General features: G+C 71.2%; 14 protein-coding genes. 6 read left to right on the top strand and 8 right to left on the bottom strand.

Features of this window, described 5'->3' with window-relative positions:
- Positions 1-36: 36 nt before the first annotated feature.
- Positions 37-780, bottom strand: a complete 744-nt coding sequence (locus LW840_RS17395) for a hypothetical protein (protein ID WP_291277471.1) — start codon at positions 778-780, stop codon at positions 37-39.
- Positions 781-821: 41 nt separating this feature from the next.
- Positions 822-1,412, bottom strand: coding sequence for a hypothetical protein (locus tag LW840_RS17390; RefSeq protein WP_291266932.1), 591 nt, complete (start codon positions 1,410-1,412; stop codon positions 822-824).
- 465 nt (positions 1,413-1,877) lie between these two features.
- Between LW840_RS17390 and LW840_RS17385 the strand changes: the two genes are divergently transcribed.
- From LW840_RS17385 to LW840_RS17375, 3 genes are all read left to right on the top strand, one after another.
- Entirely contained in the window at positions 1,878-2,483 is a 606-nt protein-coding gene (locus LW840_RS17385; RefSeq protein WP_291266931.1) for a hypothetical protein, read from the top strand.
- Positions 2,484-2,522: 39 nt separating this feature from the next.
- Positions 2,523-2,735 carry a hypothetical protein gene (locus LW840_RS17380; protein WP_291266930.1) on the top strand — a complete coding sequence of 71 codons (213 nt, stop codon included), beginning with the start codon at positions 2,523-2,525 and terminating at the stop codon, positions 2,733-2,735.
- A 263-nt stretch (positions 2,736-2,998) separates the two neighbouring features.
- Positions 2,999-7,840 (top strand): diguanylate cyclase, encoded by a 4,842-nt coding sequence (locus LW840_RS17375; protein ID WP_291269421.1) that lies wholly within the window; start codon positions 2,999-3,001, stop codon positions 7,838-7,840.
- Positions 7,841-7,913: 73 nt separating this feature from the next.
- On the opposite strand, the gene LW840_RS17370 is transcribed toward LW840_RS17375, so the two are convergent.
- Both LW840_RS17370 and LW840_RS17365 read right to left on the bottom strand, forming a co-directional pair.
- Entirely contained in the window at positions 7,914-8,759 is an 846-nt protein-coding gene (locus tag LW840_RS17370) for an ABC transporter permease (protein ID WP_291266730.1), read from the bottom strand.
- Complete coding sequence (locus LW840_RS17365; protein ID WP_291262796.1) at positions 8,756-9,742, bottom strand: ABC transporter permease; 987 nt, start codon at positions 9,740-9,742, stop codon at positions 8,756-8,758. The genes LW840_RS17370 and LW840_RS17365 overlap by 4 nt, the downstream gene beginning before the upstream one ends.
- Positions 9,743-9,843: 101 nt before the next feature.
- Between LW840_RS17365 and LW840_RS17360 the strand changes: the two genes are divergently transcribed.
- Entirely contained in the window at positions 9,844-11,526 is a 1,683-nt protein-coding gene (locus LW840_RS17360) for a peptide ABC transporter substrate-binding protein (RefSeq protein WP_291273969.1), read from the top strand.
- A 61-nt stretch (positions 11,527-11,587) separates the two neighbouring features.
- Here LW840_RS17360 and LW840_RS17355 read toward each other — a convergent pair whose 3' ends face one another.
- Positions 11,588-12,013, bottom strand: coding sequence for a DUF6713 family protein (locus LW840_RS17355; protein WP_291262794.1), 426 nt, complete (start codon positions 12,011-12,013; stop codon positions 11,588-11,590).
- A gap of 119 nt (positions 12,014-12,132) precedes the next feature.
- Here LW840_RS17355 and LW840_RS17350 point away from each other — a divergent pair, with 119 nt between their 5' ends.
- Positions 12,133-12,651, top strand: coding sequence for a hypothetical protein (locus LW840_RS17350; protein ID WP_291266734.1), 519 nt, complete (start codon positions 12,133-12,135; stop codon positions 12,649-12,651).
- 23 nt (positions 12,652-12,674) lie between these two features.
- Here the strand turns inward: LW840_RS17350 and LW840_RS17345 are convergent, their stop codons facing one another.
- Complete coding sequence (locus tag LW840_RS17345; protein ID WP_291262792.1) at positions 12,675-13,136, bottom strand: hypothetical protein; 462 nt, start codon at positions 13,134-13,136, stop codon at positions 12,675-12,677.
- Between the two features lie 110 nt (positions 13,137-13,246).
- Positions 13,247-14,701, bottom strand: a complete 1,455-nt coding sequence (locus LW840_RS17340) for a fatty acid desaturase (RefSeq protein ID WP_291277470.1) — start codon at positions 14,699-14,701, stop codon at positions 13,247-13,249.
- 244 nt (positions 14,702-14,945) lie between these two features.
- On the opposite strand from LW840_RS17340, the gene LW840_RS17335 reads away from it, so the two are divergent.
- Positions 14,946-16,670 carry an FAD-dependent oxidoreductase gene (locus LW840_RS17335; RefSeq protein WP_291269423.1) on the top strand — a complete coding sequence of 575 codons (1,725 nt, stop codon included), beginning with the start codon at positions 14,946-14,948 and terminating at the stop codon, positions 16,668-16,670.
- Positions 16,671-16,730: 60 nt separating this feature from the next.
- Here the strand turns inward: LW840_RS17335 and LW840_RS17330 are convergent.
- Positions 16,731-17,893: TonB-dependent receptor (locus tag LW840_RS17330; protein ID WP_291277469.1), on the bottom strand; the 1,163-nt coding region annotated here is incomplete at its 5' end.

Below are 17,893 nucleotides of genomic sequence, written 5' to 3'. Positions count from 1 at the left end.
TGGGTGGCAAGGAGGGTGGGAACGACAGCCGCCCGGTTACCCACGTCGCTCCGGCGCCGCGTCCTTCGCGAGTACGTCGCGAACACGCCGCTCGGCTTCGTGAATGGGTAGCGCCACGCGCGCCAGATCCGGCGCACCGGATACCCCGAGCACCTCCAGCATACGGTCCAGCCCCGTCTCCCCTCCGTCATCGAGCCCCTCGATGCGCCGGATGGAAATCTTCCGGCCGGAGAAGCGGGCCCGCTGGATGCCCCCGGCGCAATAGTGCAGCTGCCAGTGCGCCGCCTGACGGGTTCGTCGCGCCTGCGATTCGCGCGGATCGTCGGCGATCGTGGACACCTCGAGCAGCACGGCGCCACGGTGCCCATCGTCAACGCAGTAGAACATGCCGTGCTCGTGCGGTATCGCGAAGCTGGTCTCGTCGAAGTCGACCACCACCACCCGCTCCCGGCCGTCCGCCAACGCCGCCTCGGCACGCTCGTGCTGCTCACGGAGCGCCTCGTGCGAGTATCGGCTGTCCCGGAGTGATTCGATCAGCAGGAAGCCGTACAGGAGACCGAGCGCCCAGAGGGCGGCAGGCAGTCGCCGCTGCAGATCCGGGAGCGCATCGAACCACCAGAACGCCGCGACCATGATCGCCGCGACGGCGCACAACAGGGCCGCAAAGACTCCGGTCATCTTCAGCACCAGACTCCCGCGCAGCCTGGTCAACGAGCCGTGATAGGTCGCCGCCGCTCGCAGGCGCGCCGTGGCCTGAGGCGAGAGCGGAACCTCCGTCATGGAGAACATCGTGAGGGCTCCCTGTCAGTACCGGTCGGGGATCACGGCGCCGGCGACCACGCCGACGCCGCGACCGCGCGATCGCGGTGCGCGCGGAAATCGTAACGGCAGTCTTCACGCAGGGAGGCCAGGGCGGCGCGCAGGGGCGGTGTCTCCCGACCCACGGGAACGATCTGACGACCGGTGAGGGCAACCCCGGCCGCGACGGGCCCCTCATAGCAGTGCAGCACGAGTCCGACATACGCCACGCCGGTATCCAACACGGCCCGAAGGAAGCCTTCCCAGCGGGCCAGGTCCGTGTCGGCCTTGGCGGTGTGGCGCGCCTGGGCCTTCTCGCGCTGGGCCAGTGAGCGGGCGATCCTGGCGTTGCTCCAGCCCTTGGCGGCCAGCCTTCGGGCCGCGTCATCCTGCGGGCCCTCGCCCCGTCGGGACGCCCGCCCCTGGTGCCCCAGCGCCGTGTCGCAGTCGCAGGGACCGGCGGTGGTCAGCACGTACTGTTCACCCGGCGCGAGGTAGGCACCGAGTCCGGGGCCGGTGAGCGGCGTCAGCTGACGCCCGAACTGCGTGGCGATCGGACCCAGCGATGCCAGGGAGACGTCTCGCGGGAGGATCGCCGTGACGTAGTAGCACATGCGGACGCCATGGAACGGTGAGTGGCATGGGGCGCCGACGGAGCCGAGCGCCCCACGGCAGGGGCGACCGAAAGGTATCAGCGCCCCGGGCGCGGATCACGCCGAACGCCGCGCGGCAGGGCACGCTCACCGTCGCCGCGCTGCTCGACGAAGTGCACCGACTGACGTCGGGGCCGTCCGCATCGTAGCGACGGAACCGGAGGGCTTGCGCGACCGCGCCAGTGTTGTACTGTTCCGTCGCCGCGTGTGTGACCCGCGGCCGCACGAGACGCGCCGCCGGTGTAACGGAGTATTTCACTGGCGGCCAAGAGCTGCAGAATTTCCGGATCGATGCACGGTGCATGACGGTCCGCGCGCGTGGAGTGTTCCACCATTCCTCCACGCTATGGGCAGCTTCGTGGTGAATTGCTGCTCACGGAGGGGTCTGCTCCGAATCGGCGCACCACACCATTCACAGAGTGTCCTATGTTCACTTCGCTTCGCGCGCGCCTTACCCCGCGCCTGGCCCGCACGCTGGCGTTCGTCGGCGCTGCCGGACTGGCCCTGGGGACCGCCGCGTGCACCACCGACGGGCCGACGGCCCTGTCTGAGCAGACGGCCAGCTTTGCCAAGGCGGCAGGGGGCAACGGCGGCTTGGCCACGGAAGTCACCACACTGGCCTGGACGAAGCCCGCCAAGGAACGGACGGCGTCGGCGGTCATTGGCAGGGCCGGCGGCGTGCTCCGCATTCCGAGCGGCGCGCGTCTGGTCGTACCCGCTGGTGCCGTCAGCGCCAACGTCACGTTCCGCGTCACGCAGGTCGCCGGATCGATCTTGGCCTACGACTTCGAGCCGCACGGCATCACCTTCGCGGTGCCGCTGACGCTCGAGCAGCCGATCAACGGCACGAATTTCGATCGCTTCACGAATCCCGTCGTACGCGGCGCCTACTTCAAGGACGTGTTGCAGCTCGACCAGACCCGTCTCAAGGCCACGGTCGACGAGTTCCGCCCAACGGTGCTTTCGATCGACAAGAAGTGGATTCGCTTCTCGATCGATCACTTCTCCGGCTACATCGTGGCGATGGACTGAGCGGCGACCTTCGCCGGTCTTCCCTTTCTCTCAACACCCATGCGCTCTCGCACCTCGTCGCATCCGCGTCACCTGTCCGCCCTCGGCGGATGGGCGCTCGTGGCCGCGACCATGATGGCGGCGCCGGAGTCGTTCCCGCTCGCGCCGGATGTTGCGGCCGATGCGGGGCATACAGCTCCGGCGCGGCTCGCCGGGTGGCGCCACGTTGCCGGCCACGCCGTGCTCGCCGGGTACACCGTGCTCGCCGACTAGGCGAGCACGGTGCGCACCGCGCCCAATGCCGCACCGATGGCCAGCGAGTGTTCTCGCCGCGCCGTCGGTGCGGTTGCCGTTGGTACGATGACCGGTGGTACGTGACGTCTCGCGGCACCTCGGCGTCCTGATGAGCGAAGGTTCCGCGTCGTCGTGCCGACACTCCCTGCCATGCCCCCTCGCTCCACACCTGCTCTGCTCGCTCTTCGGCCCGGTGGCCGCCGCGACGAGCCGTGCGCGGTCGGCGCCCGGAGTGAGACGCCATGAGCCGCCCGGTGAACGTGCGACGCCCGAAGCTGGCCCTGTTGGCCGACGCGCCCCCGGCACCGGTCACCGCAGACACATGCGAGGCCCTGCTCGAGGAAGGGCAGGCCGCCGAACGCCGCGGGCAGCGCGCAGAGGCCCGGGCCCTGTACGAACAGGCGCTGGCGTCGGTCCGCACCGAAACCGACGGACGACGGGCCTCCATGATCCTCCGTTGGATCGCCCGTACGCATGTGGGCGACGCACAGCTGGACGCGGCGCTCGAATGCCTGAACGCCGCCGTCACGATCGCCGAAGCCAGTGGCGACGACGGCGCTGCCGGTAGTGCCATCAACATTCAGGCGGTGGTCCACTGGCAGTTGGGCGACCTCGACGAGGCTGAGCGCCTGTATCTCACCGCCCGGACGCGCGCGCTCCGGGCCGGCGATGCGAAGCTGGCCGCAATGACGGCGCAGAATCTCGGGATCATCGCCAACGTGCGCGGTGACCTCTCGGAGGCGCGCCGGCATTACGAAGCGTGCCTCGAGGAGTATCGCGCGCTCGGATCGGCGAAGAACATGATGGGCGTCCTCAACAACCTCGGGCTCTTGCACACCCACGCGCAGGACTGGGCCGCGGCCGAGTATGCCTTCGGGGAGGCCATCCGCATCAGCGAGCTTGAACACGACGTGAGCACGCGGATGCTGCTCGAGGTGAACCTCGCGGAGATGTGGGTGGCACGGCAGGACTTCGGGCGCGCCCAGGTTGCCGTGCGGCACGCGATGGACCTCTCCGTACGCTCCGGCGACGGCAGCTCCGTTGGGCAGGCGAGCAAGCTGCTGGGGGTCATCGCCCGGGAAACGGGAGACCCCGCCGACGCCGAGGAGCACTTCCGTCGCGCCGGCGAGATCGCCGAAACGCGGCAGGACGTGCTGCTGCAGGCCGAGGTGGCCCGCGAGGCGGGTGAACTCGCCCGGCGCCGGGGGCAGAACCGGGATGTCCTGCGTCACCTCAATCGCGCGCACCGCCTGTTCGGGCAGCTGCGCGCCCGGCGGGATCTGGCCGACATCGACCGGCGCACCGGCCAGCTCGAGGCCGAGTTCCTGCAGGTGGCGCGGCGCTGGGGTGAATCGATCGAAGCCAAGGACCGCTACACACAGGGGCATTGCCTGCGTGTGGCCGACCTGGCCTGCGCGATGGCCGCAGATCTGGGGATGGCGAATCAGGACCTCTTCTGGTTCCGCATCGGCGCGCTCCTGCACGACGTCGGCAAGATCGTCATTCCCGAGGAGGTGCTGAACAAGGCGGGGAAGCTGACCGACGACGAGTGGGCGCTCATGCGGAGTCACACCACGGCGGGGGTGGAGATCCTGGCCGGCGTGGAATTCCCCTGGGATGTGATGCCGATCATCCGCTCGCATCACGAAAAGTGGGACGGCACCGGCTACCCCGATCGGCTCCGCGGAGAAGCCATCCCGCTCGTCGCCCGCATCCTGTGTGTCGCCGACGTCTACGACGCCCTGACCAGCATCCGCAGCTACAAGCGGGCGTTCAGCCACGCGGACGCGGTCGACATCATGCGGCGCGATGTCGGCGTGATGTTCGATCCGGCCGTCTTCGCCTCGTTCGAGCGAGTGGTCGCGGACTGGACGTCGCGCAAGGAGCCCGAGGTCGCAGCACCGGTGCCTCCCGAGTCCCCGGTGGTCCCGGTGCCGAAACCGGTCGCGGAGCTGGACGACCTGACCGCGCTGCCGTTGCGCCGGGCCTTCCGCGAAGCGGCCGAGCGGGTGCTCGATGCCCGGCGGACGACCGAGCGCCCGGTGTCGCTGCTGGTCATGGACATCGATCACTTCAAGCTCGTGAACGACGCCTTCGGGCACCTGCAGGGCGATGACACGCTGCGGATGGTCGCGGCGCTGCTGCGGCAGGTCGCGCGCGCCAGCGACTTCATTGCCCGCTATGCCGGTGACGAGATGGTGGCGCTGCTCCCGGGCAGCACGCTCGAGGAGGCGGTCCGTCTCGCGGAACAGCTGCGGGCCGCCGTGGAGAGCGCGCCCTGCGCCCGACGGGACGGGGCGCCGGATCCGGTGCGGGTGACGCTGTCCGTCGGCGTGGCCTCGGCCCCGGCCCACGGGCAGTCGCTCGATGAGTTGTTCGCGGCGGCCGACGGGGCGCTCTATAGTGCGAAGCGCCGCGGTCGCAACGCGGTGGCCGTGGCCAGCTCCGTGACCGGGACGCGCGACGCGGCGCTGCTGCTCGACGGCTTCGTTGGCCGCCACGCGGAGCGGCAACGGCTGCGCCGGTTGCTGGACGCGGCCGCCAACGGGGCGCCCCGGGTGGTCTCAGTTGTGGGCGAAGCCGGAATCGGCAAGTCCACCCTGTTGCGCCAGCTCGGCCCCGAGATCGGCGTGCGCGCGGGCGCGCTGCTGGTGGGGCGCTGTCTCGAGGCCGATGTGCGGCCGCCGTACGGGCCGTGGGCCGACGTGATCGGGGCCATTCACGCCCTTGGCCTCGTGCCGGCGCGCCCGTGGCGCGAGCTTGGTCGGCTGGTACCGGCGCTGGGCGCAGCGGCCGATCGGCCGGATACCCCCGCGGCGTCAACTGCCGCCCGCTACACGCTCATGCAGGAGATCGAGGAGTATCTCACCCTCGCGGCCGCCGAGCGGCCGCTGGTGATCGTGCTCGACGACATGCACTGGGGCGACCGCGAAACGTGGGACGTGCTCGAGCTGCTGGTGCCGCGCCTCAGCGGCCAGCGCCTGCTCATCTGCCTCGCCCTGCGCCGCGAGGATGTCCCGGCGGAGGTCGCCCAGCGGATGTCCCGGCTGTCGCGCCAGGAGTGCGTGAGCGAGCTGACGCTGGGTCGCCTCTCGCGCGAGGAGCTCGAGCACTGGTTGCGCACCGCGCTCGGCGGCCGCCCGCTCGACTCGGCGCTGCTCGACCACGTGGCGGAGCACACCGAGGGGAATCCGCTGTTTGCGGTGCAGGCGCTCCAGATGCTGCTCGAGGAAGGCGGGCTGTCGTTCGACGACGGGGGATGGCGGTATCACCCCCGTCCGGACCAGCCCATGCCGACCGCCGTGCGCGAACTGCTCACCCGGCGGCTCGCCCGGTTGTCCGACGCCACGCGGGAGGTGCTCACCACCGCCGCCCTTGTGGGTTGCCGGTTCGATGCCGACCTGCTGCTCGCGACGACCACGCGCGACGAGGAGACGGTGCTCGATGCGCTGGACGAGGGCGTTCGGGCCCAGGTGCTCACCGCGTGCGGCCCGGACGGTCCGACCACGTACGAGTTCACGCACGGGCTGCTGGCGGACGTGCTCCGCCGCTCGGGGAATCCGCTGCGCATGCGACGTATCCACGAGCGCGTGGCGCGACTGCTCGCCTCGCGCCCGGCGTCGGCCCCCGCCGACATCGCGGCCCACTTCGACCAGGCCGGGTGCGGGCCCGAGGCGCTCAGTCATGCCGTGCGTGCCGCCGATCGAGCCATCGCGGTGTACGCCTACGATGCGGCAGCGACCTGCCTGACGCTTGCGGCACGGCACACGGTGACCCCGGTGGAACACGCCGAGGTGGCCTGGCGTCGGGCAGCGCTCGCCGAAACGGTGGGACACTACGAGGAGGCCGAGCGGCACTGCGAGGCGCTGCTTGCCAACCACGGTGCGGGAGCCGCGGAGATCGGCGTGGCCCGAAAGGCCCGCCGCATGGTGCAGCGGCTGCGGCTGCTGCGTGGCGCCCCGGCGGCCGAGGTGCGCGCCAGCTGCGAGCAGCTGTACGAGGCGGCGCTCGCCGCAGATGATCACGCCGAGTCGGTCGCGCTGCTGATGATGCTGTCGCAGGTGCACAGCCGGTTGGGGAACGATGCCGAGGCCGAGCGCACGGCCAACGCGGCGGTGACCGTGGCCCGCACGGTGGGCGACACCGCCCTACTGGCGGACGCCATCATGCGCCAGGGCTCGGCCGTGCTGACCACGGCACCGGCCGACACCGTGCGCCACTATCGCGAGGCGCTCGACCTGTTCCGGCAGCGACAGGACCGGCGCGGCCAGCTGCGCTGCCAGATCAACATCGGGGTCGCCTGCGACCGGGCCGGGAATCACCCGGCGGCCGAGTTGGCCTACGCTACCGCACTCGAGATCGGCCGCGAGGTGAAGGCCGCGGACCTCGCCGCGCTGGCGTCCATGAACCTTGGCGTCCTGCTCATGAAACTGGGGCGCTTCGGCGAGGCGACGCAGCGCTTCGAGGAGACGTTGCGGAGCGCGAGCGCCGCGCACCACGAACCGCACCGGCTGGGGGCGCTGTACAATCTTGCGCACCTGGCGCGCGAGCGCGGCGACCCGGCCGGCGCCACCGAGCTGTACGGTGCGGCGATTCAGCTCGCGCGCCAGCTCGGGCAGCTCGACATCCACGCGGGGGCGACCTGCGGCATCGGGCTGGCCGATCTGGACCTCGGGAACCTCCCCTCGGCCCGTGCGCAGCTGCAGGCCGCGCAGGCGATTCTCGACGGGCGGCAGCAGTGGTTCCAGGGGCGCGAGCTGTTCGTGGCCCTCGGGGTGCGGCTGCAGCTCGCGGCGGGAGCGACCGATGAGGCGCTGCGGACGCTGTGTGACACGCTGGCGGTGGCCGATCGCATCGATTCGTACGCCGCCGTCTGGCTCGCCGCCGAGTGCGCCGCGGCCGTGCGAAGCGGCGCCACGCCCCCGGACCGGTGGCATGAGGTGAATGCCCGGTACACCGTGCACGCGCGGGCGCTGGGGTATGCGCCGCTCCAGGACCGATTGGTGGGGACACCGCCGGATGAGCGGGTGCAAGAGGGTGACCTGGGGGATAGCGGGACGCCGACCGGGCGCTTCGCCGCGTAGCCTCCGGGCGGCAGCGCGCGACGGGGACCCGTCTTGCGTCGCGCCACCGCAACGCGCCACGGTGGCGCGACGCCTAGGGGGCGGTCAGCCGATCGGCCAGGCGGGCCACCCCGAGCACGGTGAGGACCAGCAGCAGCGCCGGCGCCAGCGCGACCCACCACGCGCTCCCCAGGTAGGCCACACCGTCCTGCAGGATCGTGCCCCAGCTGGGCGTGGGCGGACGCACCCCGAGACCGAGGAACGACACCCCCGCCTCCACCGCCAGCAGGTCGGCCAGCAGCGTGGCGCTGGCGGCGCCCACCACCCGCGTCAGATGCGGGGCCACATGGCGGACCAGCCGTCGCCGCGGTGGCACGCCCAGCGCCTCGGCGGCGCGCACGAATTCCCGGGCGCGCACCGCGCGTGCTTCGGTGTAGATCACCTGGGCCAGCGCCGTCCAGCTGCCGGCGCCCAGCAGCAGCGCCAGCGTCGGCACCGTTGGGTGCGGGACCACCAGCATGATGGCCAGCAGCAGCAGCTTCCGTGGTATCGCCCGCAGCGCATCGGCGACGTCCATGAGGAGCCCACCGACGACCGGCCCGCTCGAGGCGGCCACCCCCCCCCAGAGCATGGCGAGGAGTGCGGCGACCACCGTGGCCAACCCGCTCACCGCAAGCGACACCCGCCCGCCGTGAAGCAGGCGGCTCAGCAGATCGCGCGAGTACGGGTCGGTCCCCAACAGGTGCGCGGCGCTGGGCGGGGCGTTCTTGAGCGCCACGATGTCCAGCTGCTGCGCGGGGTCGTAGGGGGCGATCCATGGGGCGGCGAGGGCCGAGAGCACGATCAGCGCCAGCAGCGCTGTCGACAGCGGCAGGCGCGGTGGCCGCCATTGCGGCCGCGCCAGCAGGGGGGCGTACCGGGAGCGCAGCACGAGGCTCACGATGGGTGCGCCTCGGCGGAGCGCAACCGCGGATCGAGCTGCGACACGAGCAGCTCGGTGAGCAGGGAGCCCACGGCCACCGCCGCCGAGACGAGGATGACGATGCCGGCCACCAGCGGCGCGTCGCGCAGCGTCACCGCCCGCACCAGCAGTGACCCCATGCCGGGCCAGGAGAAGAGCGACTCCACGACGATGGTTCCACCGGCCACGGCCGGGAGCATCGTACCGAGCAGCGCCGCGCTCCCCGCCAGCGACGGGCGGAGTACGTGCCGCAGCAGCAACCGCAACGGGGTGACCCCGCGCGCCCGCGCTGCCTGCACATACGGCTCTCCTGCGGCGGCGCGCACCGCCTGGCGCTGCTGCCGCACGATCACCGCGCTCCACGACAGCGCGAGGGCGGTGGCCGGCAGCACCAGATGCCAGCCCCGATTGCGCCAGCGGGCCAGAGTGGAGCCGGTGAGTGCCACCAGCGGATCGTCGAGTCCACCGGCGGGAAACAGCCCAGTCTGCAGGGCGAAGACGGCCAGAAGCGCGGTGCCGAGGACGACCTCGGGCACGGCATAGCCGGCGGTGAGCAGTGTGGCAGCCAGACGGGCGCTGCGGCGCTCCGGGCGCCAGCCGTGCAGTGTGCCGACGCTTACGCCAAGGAGGGCCGCGAGAAGCAGGGCGGTGCCGGAAAGCAGGACCGTTGCCGGCAGCGCGTCGCCGATGACGGCAACGACGGGCCGGCCTTCACTGCTGGAGATGCCCAGCCGGCCGCGCAGCACATCGCCGACATAGCGGGCGAGTTGCACCGGCAGCGGCTGCTGCAGCCCCAGCTGCTCGGCCAGCGCCGCCCGCTCGCTCGCCGTGCGCCCGCGCCCCTCCACCGATCCGGTCGTGGCATCCCCCGGGGCCACGCGCAGCAGCGCGAAGCTGGCGGTCGTCGCCAGCAGGACGACCAGCACCGACCGGCCCAGTCGCCGGATGATCGACACGCGCATGGGGAACAGTCTCGACCGGGTGCGACCGATACTTCAGGAGCGGGCGCGTGTCCACACGCCCCGCTCTTGGCCATCACTGCTCCCGATTCCCCGACCTCGCCATGCAGACGTCCGTTCGCACGCGCCGCGTTTACGCGGTCCGCGCCCCCCACTCGCTGCTGCTGGGCCTCCTGCTCGCCGGTGCGTGCGGAGAGCCCGCCGCGGACGACGCGGCCGCCGATCCGGCCAGCACGGCCGGCATCGTGATCGCCACCGCCGCCGATGCCGATGCCCTGGTGCCGCCGCTCGTCGCCACGACGGCGGGCAAGCAGGTCGTCGATCTGCTCTTCGATCATCTCGCCGAGCCAACGTCGACCCGCGTGCGGACCGATGGCGACGCTGGCTTCGCGCCGCGCCTCGCCCACCGCTGGCAGTGGTCGGCCGACTCGCTGTCGATCGCCTTCGAGCTCGATGCGGCGGCGCGCTGGCACGACGGACGCCCGGTCACCGCGGCCGATGTGCAGTTCTCGTTCGCGCTGTATACCGACCCCGCCGTGGGGTCGATGCATGCGCGCGGCTTCGACGGCATCGATTCCGTGACCGTGCGGGACGCCCGCACCGCGGTGGCGTGGTGGCACGGGCGGCACCCTGAGCAGTTCTTTCAGCTCGTCTACAATCTCGCCATCATGCCGAAGCACCTGCTCGACACCGTGCCGCGCGACGGCCTGCTGGCGTCGGCGTACGCGAGCGCCCCGGTGGGGAGCGGGCGCTACCGGTTCGGCTCGTGGGAGCGCAAGCAGCGGCTGGTGCTGGTGGCCGACAGCGTCAACTATCGCGGGCGCCCACGATTCGATCGGGTGATCTGGTCGGTGGCGCCCGATCCCAACACCGCCACGATGGCCGTACTCACCGGTCAGGCCGACGTGCTCGAAGTGCTGCGTGGCGATGCGGTTGGCAAGGTGGCGGCGACGCCGACGCTCAAGGCGGTCGAATACGGGAGCCTCGATTACGGCTATCTCGCCCTCAACCATCGGGCGAAGGGTGGGCGGTCGTCGCTGTTCGCCGATCGGGCGTTGCGGCTCGCGCTGACACAGGCCATCGATCGGGGCGCCGTGGTGCAGAATGCGTTGGATTCGCTGGGGCGGGTCGCGCTGGGGCCGTTCACGCGCGCCGACGTCACGGTCGACACGACTGCGCCCGGTATCGCCTTCGATTCCGCGGCCGCGGGGCGGGCGCTCGACTCGCTCGGGTGGCGTCGGGTGGGCGGGAATCCGGTGCGGATGAAGAACGGCCGCCCGCTGCGCTTCGCCATTCTGGTGCCCGCGTCGAGCGGCACCCGCAAGAAGCTGGCGGTGCTGCTGCAGGGCCAGCTTGCGGCGGCGGGCGTGGGCGTGGAGATCGAGCCGGTGGACGCGGGTGTGTTCGCCAGCCGGCTGCAGCAGGGCGACTTCGAGGCCGCGCTCAACGTGTGGCGGAACGATCCCAGCCCCTCGGGGCTCCGGCAGGCCTGGGGCGCCCCCAAGGGCGAGGATGTCGGAGCCAACTTCGGGCGGTATGCGAGTGCGGCGTTCGACGCCACCATCGACAGCGCGATCGCGACCTTCGAGCCGGCCGCGCGCACGACGCTGTTCCGGCGCGCCCACGCCCTCCTCGTGGCCGATGCGCCGGCGATCTGGCTCTACGAGCCGCGCAACCTCGCCGCCGTGCACGCCCGGTTGGTACCGGTGGGAGTGCGCCCCGATGCCTGGCTCGCGCAGCTCGGCGACTGGCGAGCCGATGGCACGCGCACGGCCTCGCTGCGGTAGCGGCAAAGGCAGCGCCCGGCGGGCCGGGCGCGCAGCGCGTCCGGTCGTGTCAGGCGTTGCGTCAGGCGCTCACGTGCGGCGGCGAGGGCGTCGCGGAGGCGGCCATGGCGCGGCGCCGCGCCCGGAGCAGCAGCACGGCCTGCGCCCCGGACAGGAGCGCCGTATCGGCAAGCAGGGCGAGCGACGCCGGGGTGCGGAACGCCGCATCCCCGGCCAGCAGATGGGCCGCGTGGAACACCACGGCGAACACCCCGGCCGCGACCAGCCCCCACGAGTAGGCCACCGCCGACGGCCGACGGGCCGCGATGGCGCCGTAGCCGACCAGCACCACCAGCACGATCGGCAGGTTGAGCGCAAGGTAGAGCGGGAGGCCGCCAGGCAGATGGAAAAGCTGCCACTCCTGCCAGTAGGCTGCGTCCATCTGGTGGACGAGCAGGACCACGGCATTCGCCAGGTACAGCCGCTCGAGTGTCGGCGTCAGTCGCACGGGCGCCTCCGGTGGGCAGGGTTTCGGGGGCCCGTTCACGGCGAGTGCGCCCCCTCCACTGCAACATACTGCGGACGCCCCGTCCAGCGGGCCCGTCGGCCCCGCCTCGTCGTGCCATCGTGACGCGCGCCCGCCCGATGCTCTACGCCGGCCTCGCGCTGGCACTCGCCTACGACGCCCAGCGCGTCATTCGGGTGGCGCCCGAGGCCGCCGGGCTGTTCGGTGGCATCACACTGGCGTTTCATGAGCTGGGACATGTGCTCTGGAGTCCGCTCGGCGAGTGGTTCGCCGTTGCCGGTGGGAGCGTCACACAGCTGCTGGTGCCGATCGCCGCGTGCCTGGTACTCCGCCGTCAGGGGGACGCGCTGGGGGCCATCATCCCACTGTTCTGGCTGGCATCGAGTCTGGGCAACCTCGCCGCCTACATCGCCGATGCCCGCACGCTCGAGCTGCCACTCGTGTCGATCGGTGATGGCGAGGAGGTCATCCACGACTGGAACTACCTGCTGGCGCACGCGGGGCTCCTGACCCGGGAAGCACAGATGGCTGCGTGGTGCCGGATGGCGGCCTGGCTGGTGCTGGGGACCACGATGGTGCTGTTCGCACGACAGTGGCGGCAGGAGACGCGGCGCCGGTAGGAAGTCGAGCCCTCCGCCGGGTATCACGGCGTGGTCGATGCCGGGTACTCGAACAGGCGCTTCGAGTCGACGATTGCGCCCAGGTCTCGCAGCTCCTTCCCATCGATACGTACCGGGGCATGGGCGCGACGAATCCGCTCGAACGCGTCGACGATCCCGTCGTAGCCCTTGTCGTTCATGTAGGTCACCGAGACGAGGACGTTCCACGCGCCCTCGTCGGTGCCGGTGTCCATGACGGTGAAGGCGCTGAGCAGCCCCTGTTCCTTGGCGATCCGGTCCATGGCGAACCAGTTCCGGATGATGAACGTCTTCAGCTGCTCCCGCTGCCCTGGCTTCGATTTCAGGAAGGTCAGCTCAACGGCCCGCCGCTCGACCGGCGGTACGGCCAGGGCGACGGTGGCCACGAGCGCCAGGAGCACGATGCCCAGCCCCCAGGTGACCATGCTGAAGCGGGGGGTGGCGGCCATGACGAGTTGTCGCTTCATCGTGATGGTGTACGGGAGCGTGCAGGGGGACGTGGTGGTCCATGGGTGAACGTGGCTCGTACCCGCCGGATGCACCGGGGTGCCCGCCTCGTCGGCCAGGCGCGCCATGGTCAGGCGGGTCCGGTCTCCACATGTGGTGCGACTGACGCCAGCGGCACGAAGTCCGCCTTCTCGCGCACCCCGCAGTCGGGACAGGGCCAATCGGCGGGCAGGGCGGCCCACGGCGTACCGACCGGGTACCCTTCGCGCGGGGCACCGCGCCGTGGGGCGTACACATAGCCGCAACCCGGGCAGCCGTATTCTTCCGTGTGCGGCGGCACGTGTGACAACGTGGGCGACGATGTGGGCGACGTCATGTGCTCGGCGCCGCCGGCAGCTCGTGCCCCGAGGTCGCGCGGTGACGGCGCCGTGCCGGACGAGGACGGGTAGCGGGCCAGCAGTCGCGCCCGGGCGTGTGGCGCAAGGTTGGCGAGACGTACGTCACCGCCATAGTGCGCGAGTACCCGCGGATCGACGACGCGAAACCACAGCGGCGGGATCAGGGCCAGCAGGATCATGCCGGCGTAGCCCGCGGGGAGCACCGGCGCCTCCGCGTGATCGCGCAGCGCCTGATAGCGCCGGGTGGGGTGAGCATGGTGGTCGCTGTGCCGCTGCAGGTGATACAGCAGCAGGTTGGTCGTGAGATGATTGGCATTCCACGAGTGACGCGGAGCCACCTGCTCGTACCGCTCGCGTCCCGGGGCCCCGACGCGCTGGCGCAGCAGGCCATAGTGTTCGAGATAGTTCACCGCTTCGAGCAGGGTGAACCCGATCACGCCCTGCAGCAGGAGGTACGGCAGCACCCCGACGCCCAGCCAGAGGACCATGGCCGTCCAGAGCGCGGCGGACATCAGCCACGCGTTCAGCACGTGGTTCCCCGGCCGAAACGGGTGCTGGCCCAGGCGCGCATGGCGTCGCGCTTCGAGCTGCCACGCACTGCGCAGGGAGCCCGCCACGGTGCGTGGCCAGAACCGGTAGAACGACTCCCCCAGTCGGCTGCTGGCCGGGTCGTCCGGCGTGGCGACGCGCACGTGATGGCCGCGGTTGTGTTCGATGTAGAAGTGGCCGTACCAGCACTGGGCGAGGGCGATCTTGGACAGCCAGCGCTCCACACCTTCCTTTTTGTGGCCGAGTTCGTGGGCGGTGTTGATGCCGAGGCCACCGATGCAACCCACCGTGACGGAGAGGCCGAGGCATTCGGCGACCGACAGGTCACCGCTGGCGATGGCGCGGAAGGCAACGACGAAGCCGGCGTACTGCAACGGCAGAAAGAGATACGTAACCCACCGGTAGTAGCGGTCTCCCTCGAGCGCGGCCGTCATCTCTGCCGGCGGGTTGGCCCGGTCGAGGCCCACGACGAGGTCGACCAGCGGGACCACGCCGAGCACGACCAGCGGGCCAAGCCAGAGCCAGAGGCTCGCACCGGTGACCGCGTGGAGCCCCAAGGCCAGAAACGGCAGGAGCGGCATGGCCAGCGCCATGGCCCAGAGATACCGCTTGTGATCGGTCCAGACGATCGGCGTCATGATCAACAACTTATCGTCCCGTGCCGCGGCCGGGGGTGCGGAACGGAGCGGCGGCGGCCGAGCCGGGTGCGGATTGGGCGCCGGCAATCCGGCCACGGCGACATCCGGGGCGACGCGAGCCTTCGAAATCACCCGTCCATCGTGAAACCGCGTAGACTCCTGCGGACGATTGCCCGGGTCGTACGCCGCTGGCGGTCGTCCCGAACCCATTCATGACCGCATCTGCGCAGGCACCCGCGAGCACATGACCCGTCACGGCCAGTCGACCGGCAACGTGGGCCGACGCGACTTTCTCCAGCGATTGGCCGTGGCCGCGCCAGTGATGCTGGCCGTCCCCGGGTGTCTTGCTCCAACCCGGCGCACGTGGCCCGGTGGCGACCCCCCCGGCATGGCCGGTGAACTGGCCGCCGATCTCGTGATCATTGGCGGCGGCCTCGGCGGCTGTGCCGCCGCGCTGGCCGCCGCGCGGCGTGGGCTCCGGGTGATCATGACCGAGCAGACCGATTGGATCGGCGGACAACTCACCCAGCAGGCGGTGCCGCCCGACGAGAATGCGTGGATCGAAACCATCGGAGGTACCCGCAGTTACCTGACGCTGCGCTCCGGCATGCGCGATTACTATCGCACGCAAACCCCGCTCACCGCGCGGGCCAGGGCGAACGTCCGTCTCAATCCCGGCAACTGCTGGGTGTCGCGCATTGGCTGCGAACCGCGCGTCGCACTGGCCGTGATCGAAGCGATGCTCGCCCCCTACGTACACAGCGGGCAGCTGCGCATTCTGCGCGAGCACACCGCCGTGGCCGCCGACGTGCATCGTGACCGCGTACAGGCGGTGCGCGTGCGGCATGGTGACACCGCACGCGATGTCGTGCTCCATGCGCCCTACTTCGCCGACGCCACCGAACTCGGCGATCTGCTGCCGCTGACGCGCACGGAGTACGTCACGGGCGCCGAGTCAGTCGCCCAGACCGACGAGCCCCATGCCAAGCGCGACGCGGAGCCTGACAACGTGCAGGCGTTCACGATGTGCTTCGCCCTCGAGTATCGCCCGGGAGAGCACCACGTGATCGACCGGCCGAGTGACTATGCACACTGGCGCGACCTGGCGATTCCCGCCGCCGACGGGGTGACGTATCGGCTGCTCAGCTTCGACGAGCCAGCCAACCGGCGCATCGGCTTCGATCCCGAGCGGCGCACCGGCTATTGGTCGTACCGTCGCGTGATCGACCGCGACCTCTTTGCTCCGCAACCGACCGTCGATGCGCGGTACCGGCACGATGTCAGCATCATCAACTGGGGGCTGAACGACTATTCGTTCGGGTCACTCATCGACGTGGCGCCGGCGACGGCACAGCAGCAGATCGCCCGCGCGAAGGAACAGGGCCTTGCGCTGTTGTACTGGCTGCAGACGGAGGCCCCGCGCCCCGATGGCGGTGCCGGCTGGCCGGGGCTGCGACTGCGGCCGGACATCATGGGCACCGACGACGGGTTCGCGAAGTATCCGTACATCCGCGAAAGCCGTCGCGTTGCCGCCGAGTTCACCGTGCGCGAACAGCACGTCACCGCCGCGGCCCGTCCCGACGCCACGCACGCGGCGGCCTTCCCCGACAGTGTGGGGATCGGGCACTACAGCATGGACCTGCACCGCACCACCCGTGGTGACTACGGACGCTACGGCACCACCCTGCCCTTTCAGATTCCGTTGGGCGCACTGCTGCCGACGCGCATGGAGAACCTGCTGCCGGCGTGCAAGAACCTTGGCGTCACCCACCTCACCAACGGCTGCTACCGGCTGCATCCAATCGAATGGAACATCGGGGAGAGCGTGGGGAGCCTGGTGGCGTTCTGCCTGGCCCGCCGCTGCCTGCCGCGCGCCGTGCGTCGGCAGGAGCGCCTGCTCCGGGATTTTCAGCGGGAACTCGAACGCGACGGCGTGCCGCAGCACTGGCCGCGCGATCTGCCACGATGACCACCCCGGCGCGCGACTCGACCCGCTCCTCACCCACCACCGCATCCGCGCGACGCCGGCTCAGAACTTCAGGTTGAGGCCCAGCACCGGCAGCAACCCCGCCTGTTCGGTGAAGGCGAGCCGGTTGGTCTTCGAGTTCCAGTCGAATCCGGCCACGTTCCGGCGGTTGGTCACGTTCTGCACGTCGAGGTACACCGCCAGCGTCCGCCCGCCGAGGGCGACCCGCCGCTCGGCGCGCACATCGACGCGCAGGTAGTCGGCCGACCGGTCTTCGTTGAGCCGCATGGCGTCCAGCACGAGGCGCTGCTGCGCCGTCGAGAGGTCGGTGCGCACGGGCGTCGTCGGCCGGCCCGCGGCCCACGAGGCACGGGTCGAGAGGTCCCAGCGTTGGCGGACGCGCCGGCCGGCGATGACCGTCGCCGAGAACGGCGCGTCGTACGCCCCGCGGCGCAGCACGCCGTCGAGCGCCGCCTGCCGCGAGTGTGTGGTGGAGACCGCCGCCTGCCAGTACGTCCCCTGCACCAGCTGGCGCTGCGCGAAGAGCTCGAGGCCGCGCACGCGTCCCACCCCGCGGGCGGTCAGGGGCACCAGCGCGCCGACCACGTCGTAGCTGTCGCCAGCATTCGCGAGAGTGAACTGCGGCAGGTCGGTGGAGACCGGGTAGTCGGCGTAGCGCTTCTCGTAGGCCTCGAGCGTGACGCGCAGCGTGGGGGCGGGCGTCCACGCCAGGCCGACGACGGCGTGGTCGGCACGCATTGGCGGCAGCGCGCGGTTGCGGGGGATCGCGGCGACGTAGACCAACGGCACCTGCTGGTGGTAGCGCCCCGCCCCGCCGGTGAGCTCGAGCGTCGGCGCGACGCGGAACGCCGCGGCGACCCTCGGGCCGACACGCACGGCATCGGACAGCCCGAAGCGGTCGGCCCGCACGCCGGCCGTCACCTGCGCGGGCCCCACTGCCCGGCTCAGCTGCAGGTGCAGGCCGTCAACGTCGCCGCGCGTGGTCGCGTCGCTGGCGAACGGGTTCACGCGCCCCGACGGCGCCAGCGGCAGGAAGCTGCCGAACGGGGCCTCCATGCGCGTCCGGGTCGCCAGCCGCCGCCGCACCGCCCCGGCGTTGAGCTCGCCCAACCCCGGAAGCTGCATGGTCAGGTCATACCTTGCCGTGACCTCCGATTCGCGCGAGCGGTTGAACCACGCCCGCGCGCCGCCGAGCCGCGCCTCGC

Source organism: Gemmatimonas sp., assembly GCF_021298855.1.
GTDB lineage: Bacteria > Gemmatimonadota > Gemmatimonadetes > Gemmatimonadales > Gemmatimonadaceae > Gemmatimonas.
The sequence above is the reverse complement of the archived record's forward strand: the minus strand, read 5'-3'. Positions and strand labels throughout refer to the sequence as shown.